General features: G+C 74.6%; 13 protein-coding genes. 9 read left to right on the plus strand and 4 right to left on the minus strand.

Annotated elements, in window-relative coordinates; genetic code table 11:
* Positions 1-18 precede the first annotated feature (18 nt).
* Both GA0070213_RS31825 and GA0070213_RS31830 read left to right on the plus strand, forming a co-directional pair.
* Positions 19-1206: a sensor histidine kinase gene (locus GA0070213_RS31825; RefSeq protein WP_091059574.1), complete on the plus strand. Its 1188-nt coding sequence runs from the start codon at positions 19-21 to the stop codon at positions 1204-1206.
* Positions 1203-1859, plus strand: a complete 657-nt coding sequence (locus GA0070213_RS31830) for a response regulator (RefSeq protein ID WP_091059577.1) — start codon at positions 1203-1205, stop codon at positions 1857-1859. The genes GA0070213_RS31825 and GA0070213_RS31830 overlap by 4 nt, the downstream gene beginning before the upstream one ends.
* A gap of 83 nt (positions 1860-1942) precedes the next feature.
* Here GA0070213_RS31830 and GA0070213_RS07605 read toward each other — a convergent pair whose 3' ends face one another.
* Genes GA0070213_RS07605 through GA0070213_RS07620 form a run of 4 tightly spaced genes read right to left on the minus strand, consistent with a single transcriptional unit; the run spans position 1943 to position 5378 of the window.
* The gene (locus tag GA0070213_RS07605) at positions 1943-2704 is read right to left on the minus strand and encodes a phosphotransferase (protein WP_091059580.1); all 762 of its coding nucleotides are present in this window, start codon (positions 2702-2704) and stop codon (positions 1943-1945) included.
* A 1-nt stretch (position 2705) separates the two neighbouring features.
* Positions 2706-3422, minus strand: a complete 717-nt coding sequence (locus tag GA0070213_RS07610; RefSeq protein ID WP_091059583.1) for a TVP38/TMEM64 family protein — start codon at positions 3420-3422, stop codon at positions 2706-2708.
* The gene (locus tag GA0070213_RS07615) at positions 3419-4141 is read right to left on the minus strand and encodes a type 1 glutamine amidotransferase (RefSeq protein WP_091059587.1); all 723 of its coding nucleotides are present in this window, start codon (positions 4139-4141) and stop codon (positions 3419-3421) included. Before GA0070213_RS07615 ends, GA0070213_RS07610 begins: the two co-directional genes overlap by 4 nt.
* Complete coding sequence (locus GA0070213_RS07620; RefSeq protein ID WP_091060150.1) at positions 4131-5378, minus strand: MurT ligase domain-containing protein; 1248 nt, start codon at positions 5376-5378, stop codon at positions 4131-4133. The genes GA0070213_RS07615 and GA0070213_RS07620 overlap by 11 nt, the downstream gene beginning before the upstream one ends.
* 356 nt (positions 5379-5734) lie before the next feature.
* On the opposite strand from GA0070213_RS07620, the gene mraZ reads away from it, so the two are divergent.
* From mraZ to mraY, 7 genes are all read left to right on the plus strand, one after another.
* A complete protein-coding gene (mraZ, locus tag GA0070213_RS07625; protein WP_091060154.1) occupies positions 5735-6166 on the plus strand; it encodes a division/cell wall cluster transcriptional repressor MraZ in 432 nt (143 codons plus the stop codon).
* A 205-nt stretch (positions 6167-6371) separates the two neighbouring features.
* Positions 6372-7430, plus strand: a complete 1059-nt coding sequence (rsmH, locus tag GA0070213_RS07630; RefSeq protein ID WP_091060157.1) for a 16S rRNA (cytosine(1402)-N(4))-methyltransferase RsmH — start codon at positions 6372-6374, stop codon at positions 7428-7430.
* Positions 7427-8011 carry a cell division protein FtsL gene (gene ftsL, locus GA0070213_RS07635; protein ID WP_091059590.1) on the plus strand — a complete coding sequence of 195 codons (585 nt, stop codon included), beginning with the start codon at positions 7427-7429 and terminating at the stop codon, positions 8009-8011. The genes rsmH and ftsL overlap by 4 nt, the downstream gene beginning before the upstream one ends.
* A 3-nt stretch (positions 8012-8014) precedes the next feature.
* Complete coding sequence (locus GA0070213_RS07640; protein WP_091059593.1) at positions 8015-10216, plus strand: peptidoglycan D,D-transpeptidase FtsI family protein; 2202 nt, start codon at positions 8015-8017, stop codon at positions 10214-10216.
* A gap of 52 nt (positions 10217-10268) precedes the next feature.
* A complete protein-coding gene (locus tag GA0070213_RS07645; RefSeq protein ID WP_175441245.1) occupies positions 10269-11831 on the plus strand; it encodes a UDP-N-acetylmuramoyl-L-alanyl-D-glutamate--2,6-diaminopimelate ligase in 1563 nt (520 codons plus the stop codon).
* Positions 11828-13237 (plus strand): UDP-N-acetylmuramoyl-tripeptide--D-alanyl-D-alanine ligase, encoded by a 1410-nt coding sequence (locus GA0070213_RS07650; protein ID WP_091059600.1) that lies wholly within the window; start codon positions 11828-11830, stop codon positions 13235-13237. The genes GA0070213_RS07645 and GA0070213_RS07650 overlap by 4 nt, the downstream gene beginning before the upstream one ends.
* Positions 13234-14361, plus strand: a complete 1128-nt coding sequence (mraY, locus tag GA0070213_RS07655; RefSeq protein ID WP_091059603.1) for a phospho-N-acetylmuramoyl-pentapeptide-transferase — start codon at positions 13234-13236, stop codon at positions 14359-14361. The genes GA0070213_RS07650 and mraY overlap by 4 nt, the downstream gene beginning before the upstream one ends.
* Positions 14362-14501: the final 140 nt, after the last annotated feature.

A 14501-nucleotide genomic window follows, 5' to 3' on the forward strand; every position in this document is an offset into this window, starting at 1 on the left:
ATGGCTACGGTGGGCCCCATGGAGGCCGTCGATCGAGACACCCGGGCCCGGCGGACGCGGACGGCACTGGTGTGGTTCGCGGTCGCGTTGCTGCCCGTGGTGGTGCTGCTCGCGTCGACGACCGGCGCGGGCGGTCCGGTGCTGTCCGTCCCCACCCCCGACCACAGCGCGCCCGCGTTGCCGGTGCGCTACCTCGCGCCGCTCCTGGTGGTGCTGTTGCCGGTCGGCCTGCTGCGCCGCCGCCCGCTGCTCGCCGTCGGCCTGATGCTCGCCGGGGCATCGGCGGTCACCGTCATGACGAACGGGTGGGACAACGGCTACCTGGCCGGCGTCTGGTACCTGCAGTTTCTCGCCATCGACGTGATGCTCGGCCTGGTCGCGGCCCGGGTGCCGCGTCGGGTGTCGGTGCCCGCGGCGGTCATGGTGCTGCTGATCCAGATCGCCGCGGCCTTCGTGAGCCCGGCCAGCGGCCCGGTGGACCGGGCCACCCTCTCGGTGCCGGCGGTCCTCGCCGCGTGGGTGGTCGGCAACTCCGCGTTCGCCCGTCGCCGGCACGCCGAGCAACTGCGGGCGCACGCCGCCACCGAGGCGGTCGCCGCCGAACGGCTACGCATCGCCCGGGAGTTGCACGACCTGGTCGCGCACAGCATCGGCGTGATCGCCATCCAGGCCGGGGTCGGCGCCCGGGTGATCGACAGCCAGCCCGGGCAGGCCCGCGCCGCGCTCGCCACCATCGAGTCCACCAGCCGGGAGACCCTGGCCGGGCTGCGCCGTACCCTCGGCGCGCTGCGCCGCCCCGACGACGCGACGGCCTCGCTGGACCCGACACCGGGACTGTGCGACCTGGACCGGCTGGTCGAGGCGGCGGGCGACGCCGGGGTACGGGTGACGCTCGCCGTCGACGGCGAGCCGGGACCGCTGCCCACCGAGGTGGAACTGGCCGCCTACCGGATCGTGCAGGAGGCGCTGACGAACGTGGTGCGACACGCGCGTGTCACCGAGTGCCGGGTGGCCGTGCGGCACGCGCCGGACGGTGTCCGCGTCGAGGTGGTGGACGACGGTCGCGGCGGTCCGGTCGGCGACCAGGGGCACGGGATCGTCGGCATGCGGGAGCGGGCCGTGTTGCTCGGCGGCAGGTTCGAAGCAGGGCCCCGGCCGGCGGGCGGCTTCCGGGTGGCCGCCGTGCTGCCGGCGGCTTCGGCGTGACCATCCGCGTCCTCCTCGTCGACGACCAACCGCTGGTCCGGGCCGGGCTGCGGGTGCTCATCGCCGACGCGGCGGACCTGGTGGTCGTCGGCGAGGCCGGCACCGGCGCCGAGGCGGTGCGGTCGGCCCGGGAGCTCGTACCCGACGTGGTGCTGATGGACCTGCGGATGCCAGGCACCGACGGGATCGCGGCGACCCGGGAGATCGTCGCGGCCGGCGGACCGACCCGCGTCCTCGTGCTCACCACGTTCGACGACGACGAGCACGTGCACGCCGCGTTGCGCGCCGGTGCGAGCGGATTCCTGGTCAAGGACATGGCACTGGAGGAGATCCTCGGCGCGGTGCGGGTGGTGGCGGCCGGCGACGCGCTGATCGCGCCCGGGGTGACGCGGCGGCTGATCGCCGAGTTCGCCGCCCGGCCCGACCGGGCGCTCCGCCTCCGTGCCCTGCCCGGCGTCACCGAGCGGGAGCGAGAGGTGCTGACCCTGGTCGCGCGCGGCCTGTCCAACGCCGAGATCGCGGCCCAGCTGGTGATCAGCCCGGCCACCGCGAAGGCGCACGTGGCCCGTCTATTCACCAAGCTGGCCGCCCGGGACCGGGTGCACCTGGTGATCGCCGCCTACGAGGCCGGCCTGGTCACCCCACCCCGCTGACCCGAGTCGGGCGGGGCCGGGCGGACGGCCGCGGCGATGAGGGCTGGACGCCCGGCCCCCGGGGCGGGGTAGGCCTACGTCGGTCACGCCGTGCCGAACGCCGCCTCGACCGCCGTGCGGTGGCGGCGCAGCCAGTCGTGCCAGCCGCGTACCGCCTCGACCGCCCCGGCGGCACGCAACCGGCGCATGCCGGGTCGGTCCCGGTCGGCGCCGGCGTCGATGCCGCGCCAGGTGCCGTCGAGCTGGTCGAGCATCACCGCGACCAGCTCGGGCCGGGGGAGCAGCCCGCCGCTCGGCCCCTCGTAGGCGTCGCAGAGCAGCCGGCAGCGGCGGCCCAGCTCGGCCGGGTCGGCGTCGCCGCCGAGGTCGGCCCAGTGCCAGCCGGCGAACGCCACGTCCTCGATCCGTCGGCCGGGGCCGGCGAGGTCCCAGTCGAGCAGCGCCACCGGCACCGGGCCGGCCGGTCCGATCCGGTAGACCGTGTTCTTCGGTGACAGGTCCCGGTGGCAGACCGTCTCCGCGCCGCCGGCCAGGCCGGTCCCGGCGCAGGCGTCGTGCACCGCCCGGATCAGGCCGGCCAGCCTCGACAGCGCGGCGTCGGCGAAGAAGGCCGGGTCCTCCCGGTCGCGCCAGGGCACCACCCCGTCGACGTGCGACAGCACCTGCCGGCCCCGGTCGTCCATGCCCAGGTACGCGGGGGCGACACCGGGCGCGGTCGCCGCCAGGTGGCGCAGCAGCCCGGCGACGAAGTCGGCGTCGGCGGGCGGCGTGCGACGGACCGTGTCGCCGATCCGGACCACCTCGGCGATGAACCCGCCGGGCAGGGTCTCCTCGGTGCCGGCCACGTCAGCTCGGGCCCAGCCGGCGTTGCCGTTCGGCCCGCCACCAGCGGTGGATGATGAGCACGCTGGCGATCAGGCCGAGGCTGGCCGGCGCGGCCGCGTACCAGTTGATCGAACCGGGGCTGCTCACCGCGGCGCCGATCGCGGCGTAGCCGATGGCGGTGGGGGCGGAGGCGATCACGCTGCCGGCCAGGAACGGCAGCACCCGGGCCGCGGTGGTGCCGTAGCCGTAGCTGACCAGCCCGAAGCCGGCGATCGGCAGGAGTCGCACGGTGATCACCCCGAACACGCTCTGCCGGGCGAACCAGCCGTCCAGCCGGGCCAGCCGGCCGCGGACCCGCTCGGCCACGAAGTCGCGGCCGAGCAGCCGGCCGACCGCGAACCCGAGCGCCGCCGCGAGCAGCGCCGCGCCGAGCGCGTACGCGGCGCCCTGCACCGGACCGAAGATCGCACCCGAGGCCAGCGTGACGAACGTCCGGGGCACCAGGGCCACCAGCAGCAGCGCACCGCCGACCACGGCCGCGACCGGGGCGTACCCGCCGAGCGCGTCGGCGAGCCGGGGCAGGTCCGCCGCGTCCGGCCGGGGCACCAGTAGCAGCGTGACGGCGAACCCGGCGAGGAGCAGGAGCAACAGCCCGAACCGGCGCGCCGACGGCTGCCCGAGCAGCCCGGCGAGCCGGCGGACCACCGGTCGCCGCCCTGGCCGGGCGGCGCCGGTCATGCCCGGGCGGCGGCGGCCACCGCGTTGCGGCGCTCCGACCGGAGCCGGTCGGCCCAGGTGTCGTCGAGCGGTGGGAGCTGGTGGATGCCGGTGGCCCAGCGCAGCAGCAGGTCGGCCAGGTCGGGGTTGCGGGCCAGCGCGGGACCGTGCGAGTAGGTGCCGAGCAGCTTGCCCCGCCAGGCGCCCTCGGTGGCGCCGTCGTTGCCGACGCCGGCGGTCACCCGGGCCAGCGGCGACACGCCCGGACCGAGGTGGGTGCGCCCGCCGTGGTTCTCGAACCCGGTCAGGTGCGGGATGCCCAGCCGCGGGTCGACCTCGCCGGCCAGCTCGCCGACCGCCCGGGTCGGGCCCCGGTCGGAGGAGAGGTCGAGCAGCTCCAGGCCGGCGCAGCGGGTGCCCTTGGCGAAGAAGGAGGTGCCGAGCAGCTGGTAGCCGGCACAGACGCCGAACACCACGGAACCCTGGGCCACCGCCCGGTGCAGGCCGCCGTCGGCGAGCAGGCGTTGGGCGCCCAGCGCCTGCGGGCCGTCCTCACCGCCGCCGATCAGGTAGATGTCGGCGGTGGCCGGCAGCCGCTGGTCGGAGCGGACCTCCAGCACCTCGACCGGCATGCCGCGCAGCTGGGCCCGGCGGGCCAGGATCAGCGCGTTGCCCCGGTCGCCGTAGGTGGACAGCAGGTCGGGATAGACCCAGACGATGCGCAGGCTCTCAGTTGACACGGTCCAGCTCCGCTCGGATGTCCTGGAAGGCGGTGTAGTTGGCGATGACCTCCAGCCGGCCCGGCGGCACCGCCCGGACCGCCTCGTCGAACGTGCGCACGTGCCGGAACGGCACGCCGTTGACGTCGAGTCGCACCGCCAGGTCGTACGCCCGGTCGCCGGTGATCAGCACCTGCCGGCCGGCCAGCGGCGAGAAGTCGACGTCGAACAGCCACGAGGTGTCCAGCCCGTCGGGGTCGCGGGCGTTGATCGAGAGCAGCGTCGGCGCGACGTCGGCCATGTCGAACGCCTCCAGCCAGCTCGCCGGGTTCTTGGCCAGCAGCAGCCGGATGTTGCGCCCGTCCCGGTCCACCTGGGCGTAGCGGCCGGCCACCGAGGTGACCGTGCCGAGTCGGGAGACCGCGTCCACCGGGCGTACGCCGAACTCGGCGGCGACCGCCAGCGCGGTCGCCGCGTTGCCGAGGTTGACCGTGCCGGGGAGCTGGAGCTGGATCTTGTGCCAGGCGCCGGTGGGGTCGAGCACGCCGTCGTCCTCGACCGTCCACTGCGGCTCCGGGCGGCGCAGCGGGCAGCCGGTGCACCACCACTGCCCGCCGGAGCGCTGGATGGTGGAGCCGCACTCCGGGCAGACCCACGAGTCGTCGTGCCAGCGCTGGCCGGCGCTGAACCAGGTGACGTGCGGCGGCACGTGGCCCTGGGCCGGGTCGCCCGGCGGCGTCGCGGCCCAGACCACCATCGGGTCGTCGGCGTTGGCGACCACCCGCACCCTGGGGTGCCGGACCAGCGCGGCGCGCCAGAGCTGCGCCATCATGGCGACCTCCTTGGCCCGGTCGAGCTGGTCGCGGGAGAGGTTGAGCAGCGCCACCACGTGCGGCTCGGTCGCCTCCAGCACCTGGGCCAGGTAGTGCTCGTCCACCTCCAGCACGGCGTAGGGCGTGCTGCCGGCCTTGGCCAGCGCCGAGGTGTGCCCGGTGGGCATGTTGGCGCCGAAGGCGTTGGAGGCCACCCGGCCCAGCACGCCGACCGCGGCGGTGGTCAGCCGGGTGGTGGTGGTCTTGCCGTTGGTGCCGGACACCAGGGCGATGGCGCGCCCGGCCGAGAGGTGGGCGAGCAGGTCGGGGTCGATCTTGAGGCCGATCCAGCCGCCGATCACCGAGCCGTCGCCACGACCCGCGGCCCGCGACAGCGCCGCGGCGGTGCGCGACACGGAGCTGGCCACCTTTGCCCGCATGGGCATCTTCGCGTCCGTCACCCGAGCGAGGTTACCGGACCACGACCGTCGCCAGATCGCCGCCGACGGTGAACCGTTCGGCCGGGGACGGCGCGGTGGACGGTCCGAGCGCGCTCCGCCGGACGGCGGCGGTCGATGTCGGGTAGCGGACGCACCGGCGGGGGCGTCCCGGCCCTCCACTCCGCCCCACCCGCATTGACGTGCGGTTTTGCGCGCGGACACGCCGCGCCGAAGCGGCGATTCTGGTTGCAGGTGGAGGGAAGTGGAGTAGAGTGGGGCGCGATGGTGAGGCCGGGAGGGCCACACCGGCCCGGGGGGTCAGCGGCGCCGCGAACGCCGCTCAGGGCGAGGGGGTTGGGCCGATGTTCCTCGGCACCCACACTCCGCGCCTGGACGACAAAGGCCGGTTGATCCTGCCGGCCAAGTTCCGGGATGAGCTGGCGGGGGGTGTCGTGATCACCAAAGGGCAGGAGCGCTGCCTCTACGTCTTCCCGATGCCCGAGTTCCAGCGCATCGCCGACCAGTTGCGCGCGCAACCGATGACCAGCAAGGCGGCCCGGGCCTACAGCCGGGTCTTCTTCGCCAGCGCGCACGACGAGGTGCCGGACAAGCAGGGGCGGGTCACGATTCCCGGGCACCTGCGGTCCTACGCGGCCCTCGACCGCGAACTGGTCGTGATCGGCGCGAGCACCCGGGTGGAGATCTGGGACAGGGCGGCCTGGGAGGCCTACCTCGCGGAGAGCGAAGACGACTTCGCCGACATCGAGGAGGGGGTGCTGCCCGGCGGTCTGTAGGGCGTGACGGCGCCCGACGTACTGCGAGATCTCCAGCCGCTTTCGAGTTCCTGGCACCCCTTCCCCGGTGCCAGGCGCACGATCCGACACGGAGGGCCGCGGCCTCCGGCGGGCGGGGAGCGGATGGGGATCTGGCGGTATGGCGAGGCGTCGTGGCGACGACGGACACGTGGACGGAAACGGTTTTCGAGCAGTGGGGGTCGACATGGGGGAGCTACGCGGCACGCACGTGCCGGTGCTGCTCGAGCGGTGTCTCGAGCTGCTGGCCCCCGCGCTGGGCCGCCCCGGCCGGACCGTGCACGTCGACGCCACGCTCGGCCTGGCCGGGCACGCCGAGGCGGTGCTCACGGCACACCCGGAGACGGTCCTCGTCGGCCTGGACCGGGACACCGAGGCACTCGCCCACGCGCGGGTCAGGTTGGCCCGGTTCGCCGACCGGATCCACCTGGAGCACGCCGTCTACGACGAGCTGCCCGAGGTGCTCGACCGGCTCGGCTACCCGGCGATCGACGGCGTGCTGTTCGATCTCGGCGTCTCGTCGCTGCAACTGGACGCGCCCGACCGCGGGTTCGCCTACGCGCAGGACGCGCCGCTGGACATGCGGATGGACCAGACCCGGGGGGTGACCGCCGAGGAGGTGGTCAACAGCTACGGCCACCCGGAGCTGGCCCGCCTGCTGCGGGTGTACGGCGAGGAGAAGTTCGCCGGGAAGGTCGCCTCGGCGATCATCCGGGAGCGCGAACGGGCCCGGATCACGTCGTCGGCCCGGCTGGCCGAGCTGGTCCGGGACGCGATCCCGGCGCCGGCCCGACGAACTGGCGGACACCCGGCAAAGAGAACGTTTCAGGCTTTACGGATCGAGGTAAACAGAGAACTGGCAGCGCTGGAGACGGCGCTGCCGGCCGCTCTGGACAAGCTCACCGTGGGCGGCCGCATGGTGGTCCTGTCCTACCACTCGCTGGAGGACCGGCTCACCAAGCAGGCGCTCGCCGACCGGGTCCGCAGCAAGGGCCCGGTCGACCTTCCGGTCGAACTGCCCGGGTCGGGCCCGACGTTCCGGCTGTTGAGCCGGGGCGCCGAGCTTCCCGGGGAGGCGGAGGTGGCCGCGAACCCGCGGTCCGCCTCGGTGCGGCTGCGGGCCGCGGAACGGCTCGATCCGGAGGCGACCCGGCAGGGGCGTACCGACCGCGAACGGTACCGCCGCCGGGTGAAGGCGATGCACCAACCGGGGAACGGGACGGACGAGGAGGGGGAGGGGACATGAACGTCGAGAAGCGCGACGGCCGGGGGGCCGTCGGGCAGCGCGCACCGCGGTCGGGGGGCCGGACCACGGCGCGCACCACGCGAGACACCACGACGACCGCGGCCGACCGCCGGGAGGGGACCCGCGCCCGGGGGGCAGGCGAGTACCCGACGGCGGGCAGCGCCGCACTGCGTCCGGTCGAGCGGACCAGGGTCACCCCGCCGGCCGCACCGCGGCTGCGGGTCGCCCCGCCGCCGCCGATCCGGGTGCCGCGGGCGCCCTTCGTCGGGATGATCCTGGTGCTCGTGGTCGGTGGGGTGCTCGGCATCCTGGCGGTCAACACCAAGATCAACGAGAACGCCTTCCGGCTGGAGCGCCTCCAGCAGCAGCAGGCCAAGCTCGACGTCGACGAGCAGGAACTGAAGAAGGAGATCGCCGACCAGGAGGCGCCGGGCAACCTCACCGCCAACGCCCGGAAGCTGGGGCTGGTGGAGTCCGCGGACCCGGCCTACATCCGGCTGCCCGACGGGCGGACCATCGGCGTGCCGCACCCCGCGGAGGGCGGGCCGGCCGGCGCCGGTCAGCAGGGCAACGGAGGCTGAGCAGTGCCGCCGAGATCGGACGAACCGCGCCGGGACGCCACGGGCTCCCGGCGCGGCTCGTCGCGTGGGGCCGAGCCGCGCGAGCCGGGCATCGGCGGGATCTCCGACGCGCGGGCGTACACCCCGCGCGGGCGGACCATCCGCGAGGGTGGCGCCGAGCAGCGCCGTACCCCGCGCAGCAGCCGCTCCGGCGACCCGTTCCGGCCGGCGTTGCAGGTGGTCGACGGCGGCCGGGCCGCCCGTGCCGGCCGCCGGGAGCCGGCCACGGCCGGGGAGAGCGCCCGGGCCGGCCGCCGGACCGCGGGCGGCCGCGCCGGCGTGGTGCGGACCGTCTCCGCGCGCCCGGTGCACGAGCCGTTCGACGACGAGGACGACCCGCCGCCGCGCCGCCGGCCGGGCCCGCGCCGCCCGGCGGCCCGCCGGCCGGTCCGCAAGCCCCGCCGGCCGCCCCGGCTGGGCGACCCGCGTCGGCGGCTGCGGCTGGCCACGGTGCTGGCCCTGACGCTGTTCGCCAGCATCGGCGTCCGGCTGGTCTATCTCCAGACGGCGGACAGCCCGGCGTACGCCGACGGCGGGCTACCCAACCGGGTCAAGGTGATCGAGCTGCCGGCCCCGCGCGGCGCCATCCTCGACCGTGACGGCGAGCCGCTGGCGCACAGCGTCGAGGCGCGTTACGTCTTCGCCGACCCGACCCGGGTCAAGGACCGCAACGCCACCGCCTCCGCGCTCTCCCCGCTGCTCGGTGTGCCGGCCTCGGAGCTGGCCGACAAGATGCAGCGGCGCAAGCAGCCCGGCACCACCCGCGACACCGAGTTCGTCTACCTCGCCCGGGGCGTGGAGATGGGCACCGCCAAGCAGATCGTGGCGCTCGACCTGGCCGGCATCGGCGTGCACCGCGACGAGCGTCGTGAGGTGCCCGGCGGCGACCTCGCCGCCAACATGATCGGCTTCGTCAGCCAGGACATGAACGGCCTGGAGGGCCTGGAGGCGAAGTACGACGACCTGCTGCGCGGCCAGCCGGGCAAGCGCACCTACGAAGCGGGCCTGGGCGACCTGGCCGCGCCCATCCCGGGCGGCTTCAGCAGCACCACCCAGCCCAAGCCGGGCAGCTCGCTCCAGCTCACCGTCGACCGGGACCTGCAGTTCATGACGCAGCGGATCCTGGCCAAGCAGGTGGCCCAGGCCAAGGGCAGCGTCGCCGCGGCGGTGATCCTGGACGTCCCCACCGGGGAGGTGCTGGCCCAGGCCAGCCAGCCCACCTACGACGCGGCCGACCCCACGAAGGTCAACTCGCCGGCCGACCGGGACGACGCGGCCACCAGCTTCGTGGTGGACCCCGGCTCGATCCACAAGGCGATCACCTTCGGCGCGGCGCTCCAGGAGGGCGTGATCACGCCGAACTCCACGTTCCCGGTGCCCAACACCATGGTCCTGGGTGGCGTCCCGTTCGAGGACACCCACCACGCGGACGGCCGCGTGATGAGCATCCCCGGGATGCTCGCGTTCTCGTCCAACATCGGCACCATCGAGGTCGCCGGCAAACTGGGCAAGGACCGCCTGATCGACTACCAGAAGCGGTTCGGGCTGGGCCAACCCACCGGCGAGGGCCTGCCCGGCGAGGCGTCCGGCCGACTGCTGCCGGCCGACGAGTGGAGCGGCTCGTCGTACGGGTCGGTGCCGATCGGGCACAGCGTGGACGCCACGCCGCTGCAGATGGCCGCCGCGTACAACGCCATCGCCAACAACGGCACGTACGTGCAGCCGCACCTGATCAAGGAGACGATCGGGCCGGACGGCGCCCGGACCCCGTCGGCCGCCCCGGCCACCCACTCGGTGCTCAGCCCGGCCAACGCCGCCGCCCTGCGCCGGATGCTGGAGGCGGTCACCACCGTCGACGGCCCGGACGGGCGGGCCACCGGCCTGGCCGCCGCCGTGCCCGGCTACCGGGTGGCCGGCAAGACCGGCACCGGCCTGCGCTACGACAACGGCAAGAAGCAGCCGGGCGAGGTCGGCTCGTTCATCGGGATGGCCCCGGCGGAGAAGCCCCGCTACGTGGTGGCGGTCTTCGTCTGGAGCCCCGACGGCGAGGGCGGCGCGGTCGCCGCGCCGGCGTTCCGCGAGATGATGGGCTTCACGCTGCGCCACTACCGGGTGCCGCCGTCGCTGACCGACAAGTCCCCGAAGTTCGAGGTCTTTCCGCGCTGAGCGGGCCCGGCGGGACATCATCGGTGAGTGGCGACGAACCACCGGGGCGGCTGTGCGGTCGGAACCGGACGACCGGGTAGGGTCTGACGCCGTGTCCGGCAATCCACGTCCCGCCACCGTGCTGCCCGTCCGGCTCGGTGACCTCGCCGCCCGACTGGCCGTTCCGACGCCGGAGGGGGCCGCCGAGCTGGCCGTCACCGGGGTCACCCACGCCAGCCAGGAGGTCCGCCCCGGCGACCTGTACGCGGCCCTGCCCGGTGCCCGCCGGCACGGCGCGGAGTTCGCCGCCGCCGCGGCCGAGGCCGGCGCGGTGGCCGTGCTGACCGACCCGGCCGGTGTGCCGCTGACCGAGGACGCGGGTTTGCCCGTGCTGGTCGTCGACGACGCCCGGGGCGTGCTCGGCGAGGTGGCCGCCACGATCTACGGCGACCCGACCGCGCGGCTGACCGTGATCGGGGTGACCGGCACCGCCGGCAAGACCTCCACCAGCTACCTGATCGAGTCCGGACTGCGCGCCGCCGGGCACACCACCGGCCTGATCGGCACCGTGGAGACCCGCCTCGGCGACCTGGTCGTGGACAGCGTCCGGACCACCCCGGAGGCCACCGACCTGCACGCCATGCTGGCGGTGGCCCGGGAGCGCGGGGTGGACGCCGTGGTCATGGAGGTGTCCAGCCACGCGCTCGCCATGGGCCGGGTCGGCGGCGTCCGGTTCGACGTCGGCGGCTACACCAACTTCGGCTCCGACCACCTCGACTTCCACGCCGACGAGGCGGACTACTTCGCCGCCAAGGCCCGGCTCTTCGACGGGCGCTGCCGGGTCGAGGTGCTCAACCACGACGACCCGGCGTTGCGCCCGCTGCGCAAGCCCGCCACGGTCACCTATTCCGCGGCCGGCGACCCGTCCGCGACCTGGTGGGCCGAGGAGATCGACGGCGAGGGCTACGCGCAGCGCTTCACCCTGCACGGCCCCGACGCGCTGGCGCTGCCCACCGGCGTGGCGCTGCCCGGCCGACACAACGTCGCCAACGCGCTGCTGGCCGTCGCCACGCTGGTGGCCGCCGGCGTCGACCCGGGCACCGCGGCGGCCGGCGTGGCCGACTGCGGCGGCGTGCCCGGCCGGCTGGAGCTGGTCAGCGGCGACGCGCCGGTGCGCGGCGTGGTCGACTACGCGCACAAGGCGAACGCGATCGAGGCGGTGCTGACCGCGCTGCGCGGCCTGACCGACGGCCGGCTGGTCTGCGTGGTGGGCGCCGGCGGCGACCGGGACCGGGGCAAGCGCCCGGTGATGGGCGAGGTGGCCGCCCGGGGCGCCGACGTGCTGCTGGTGACCGACGACAACCCGCGGACCGAGGACCCGGCCACCATCCGGGCCGAGGTGCTGGCCGGCGCGTACGCCGCCGCCACGCCGGCCCGCATCATCGAGGTGCCCGGCCGGCGGGCGGCGATCGAGGAGGCGGTCCGGGTGGCCGAACCGGGTGACGTGGTGGCGGTGCTGGGCAAGGGGCAGGAGCGCGGCCAGGAGGTCGGCGGCGAGGTGCTGCCGTTCGACGACCGGGTGGAGCTGGCGACCGCGCTGCGCGCCCGCTTCGGTGACCTGGTGGGGCAGCGGTGATCCCGCTGACGCTGGCCGAGGTGGCCTCGGCGGTCGGTGGCCGGCTGGCCGGCGCCGACCCGGACGCCCGGGTCACCGGGACCGTCGAGTTCGACTCCCGCAAGGTGGCCCCCGGCGGGCTCTTCGTCGCGTTTCCCGGCGAGCGGGTGGACGGCCACGACTACGCCGCCGGCGCGGTGGACGCCGGCGCGGTGGCCGTGCTCGGCACCCGCGAGGTGCCGGGCGTGCCGACGGTGCTCGTCGACGACGCGCTCGACGCGATGGGTCGGTTGGCCCGCGCGGTGGTCGACCGGCTGCCCGGGCTGACCGTGATCGGCCTGACCGGCTCCTCCGGCAAGACCACCACCAAGGACCTGATCGCCCAGCTCGCGGTGCGCCTGGGCCCGACCGTGGCGCCGCCCGGCTCGTTCAACAACGAGCTGGGGCACCCGTACACCGCGTTGCAGGCCACACCGGAGACCCGCTACCTGGTGATGGAGAAGGGCGCCCGCGGGGTGGGGCACGTCCGCTACCTGTGCGACGTGGTGCCGCCGCGGATCTCGGTGGTGCTCAACGTCGGGGTGGCGCACATCGGCGAGTTCGGTTCGGTGGACGCCATCGCGCTGGCCAAGGGGGAGCTGGTCGAGGCGCTGCCCGCCGACGGGCTGGCGGTGCTGAACGCCGACGACCCCCGGGTCGACGCGATGGCGACGCGGACGTCGGCCCGGGTGGTCCGCTACGGCGAGTCGGCGCGGGCCGACGTGCGCGCGGTCGACGTGACGCTGGACGGCCGGGGCCGGCCCGCGTACACGTTGGTGACGCCGGAGGGGAGCGTCCCGGTGCGGCTCGGGCTGACCGGCCGGCACCAGGTGTCCAACTCGCTCGCGGCCGCGGCGGTCGCCCGCGAGCTGGGCCTGCCGTTGGCCGATCTGGCCGCCGCGCTGGGCGAGCTGGGCCTGGTCTCCACCCGGCGGATGGACGTGTTCGAGCGCCCCGACGGGGTGACCGTGATCGACGACTCGTACAACGCGAACCCGGCGTCCACCGGCGTGGCGCTGCGGGCGTTGGCCAGCATGCGGGGCGAGGGGCGTACCGTCGCGGTGCTCGGCTACATGGCCGAGCTGGGCGACTTCGAGCGGGAGGGTCATCAGCAGGTCGGCCGGCTCGCGGCCGAGTTGGGAGTGGACCGGCTGCTCGTGGTGGGCGAGCCGGCGGCGCCGATCCACGAGGGCGCGACAGCGGTAGGCAACTGGGGAGGAGAGTCGGTGCTGCTCACCGATCAGGCGGCGGCCGTCGAGGTGCTGCGGAGCGAGCTGCGTCCGGGGGACGTGGTGCTGGTGAAGGGCTCGCGGTATCGGACCTGGGAGGTGGCCGACGCGCTGCGCGCGGACGCCCGGGAGGCGGCGACGGAGGGCGGCGCCGCATGAGGGCGGTCATCGTCGCCATCGGCGTCGCGTTCCTGATCTCGCTGTTCTGCACCCCGATCGCGATCAAGGTGTTCGCCCGGCTGAAGGCCGGCCAGCCGATCCGATCGAACCTCGGGCTCGCCAGCAACGAGGGCAAGAAGGGCACGCCGACGATGGGCGGCGTGGTCTTCATCCTGGCCACGGTCATCGCGTACGTCGCCGGGCACCTGGCCCTGACCACGCTGCCCGACGCGCAGATCGCGCAGGTCGAGCCGACCATCACGGCGCTGGTGCTGCTGGGGCTGATGGTGTTCTCCGGCGCGGTCGGCTTCATCGACGACTTCCTGAAGGTCCGTAAGCGGCACAGCGGCGGCCTCAACAAGCGGGGCAAGCTGGCCGGGCAGATCCTGGTCGGCGCCGTCTTCGGCGCGGTGGCGGTCTACTTCCCGTCGAGCATGACCGACGTACGGGGCAACGCGACGAACACCGAGACGGTCGGCAGCACCACGTTGAGCTTCATCCGGGACATCCCGGCGCTGGAGATCGGCAAGATCGGCGCGGTGATCGTCATCATCATGGTGGTGATGGCGGCCACCAACGGCGTCAACCTCACCGACGGGCTGGACGGTCTGGCCACCGGCGCCTCGGTGATGGTGCTCGCCGCGTACGCGTTGATCGCGTTCTGGCAGTACCGGCACTGGTGTGCGGACCCGAACTACACCGAGTCCTACTGCTACACGGTGCGCGACCCGCTGGAGATCGCACTGATCGCCGGCGCCGCGGCCGGTGCCTGCGTCGGCTTCCTCTGGTGGAACACGTCGCCCGCGCGGATCTTCATGGGCGACACCGGCGCGCTCGGGCTGGGCGGCCTGATCGCCGGCATGGCGATGTCCACCCGCACCATCCTGCTGCTGCCGATCCTGGGCGGCCTCTTCGTGATCATCACGATGTCGGTGGTCATCCAGATCATCTCGTTCCGCACCACCGGGAAGCGGGTGTTCCGGATGTCGCCGCTGCAGCACCACTTCGAGTTGGCCGGCTGGAGCGAGGTCAACATCGTGGTCCGGTTCTGGATCATCGCCGGCATCGGGGTGGCCATCGCGCTGGGGCTGTTCTACAGCGAGTTCCTCGCCGCGGTGAGCTAGGTGTGAGGAGGGGCCCCTTCTTAACAGACGTCTGTTAAGAAGGGGCCCCTCCTTCAGATCCGACACGCCGACCGGGCGGTTGCGCCACGGGCGGGCGGGTCGAGCCGCCATGATGGGCGGGTGGGGGAGGGACGAGACAT

Source organism: Micromonospora humi, assembly GCF_900090105.1.
Classification (GTDB): Bacteria; Actinomycetota; Actinomycetes; order Mycobacteriales; family Micromonosporaceae; genus Micromonospora; species Micromonospora humi.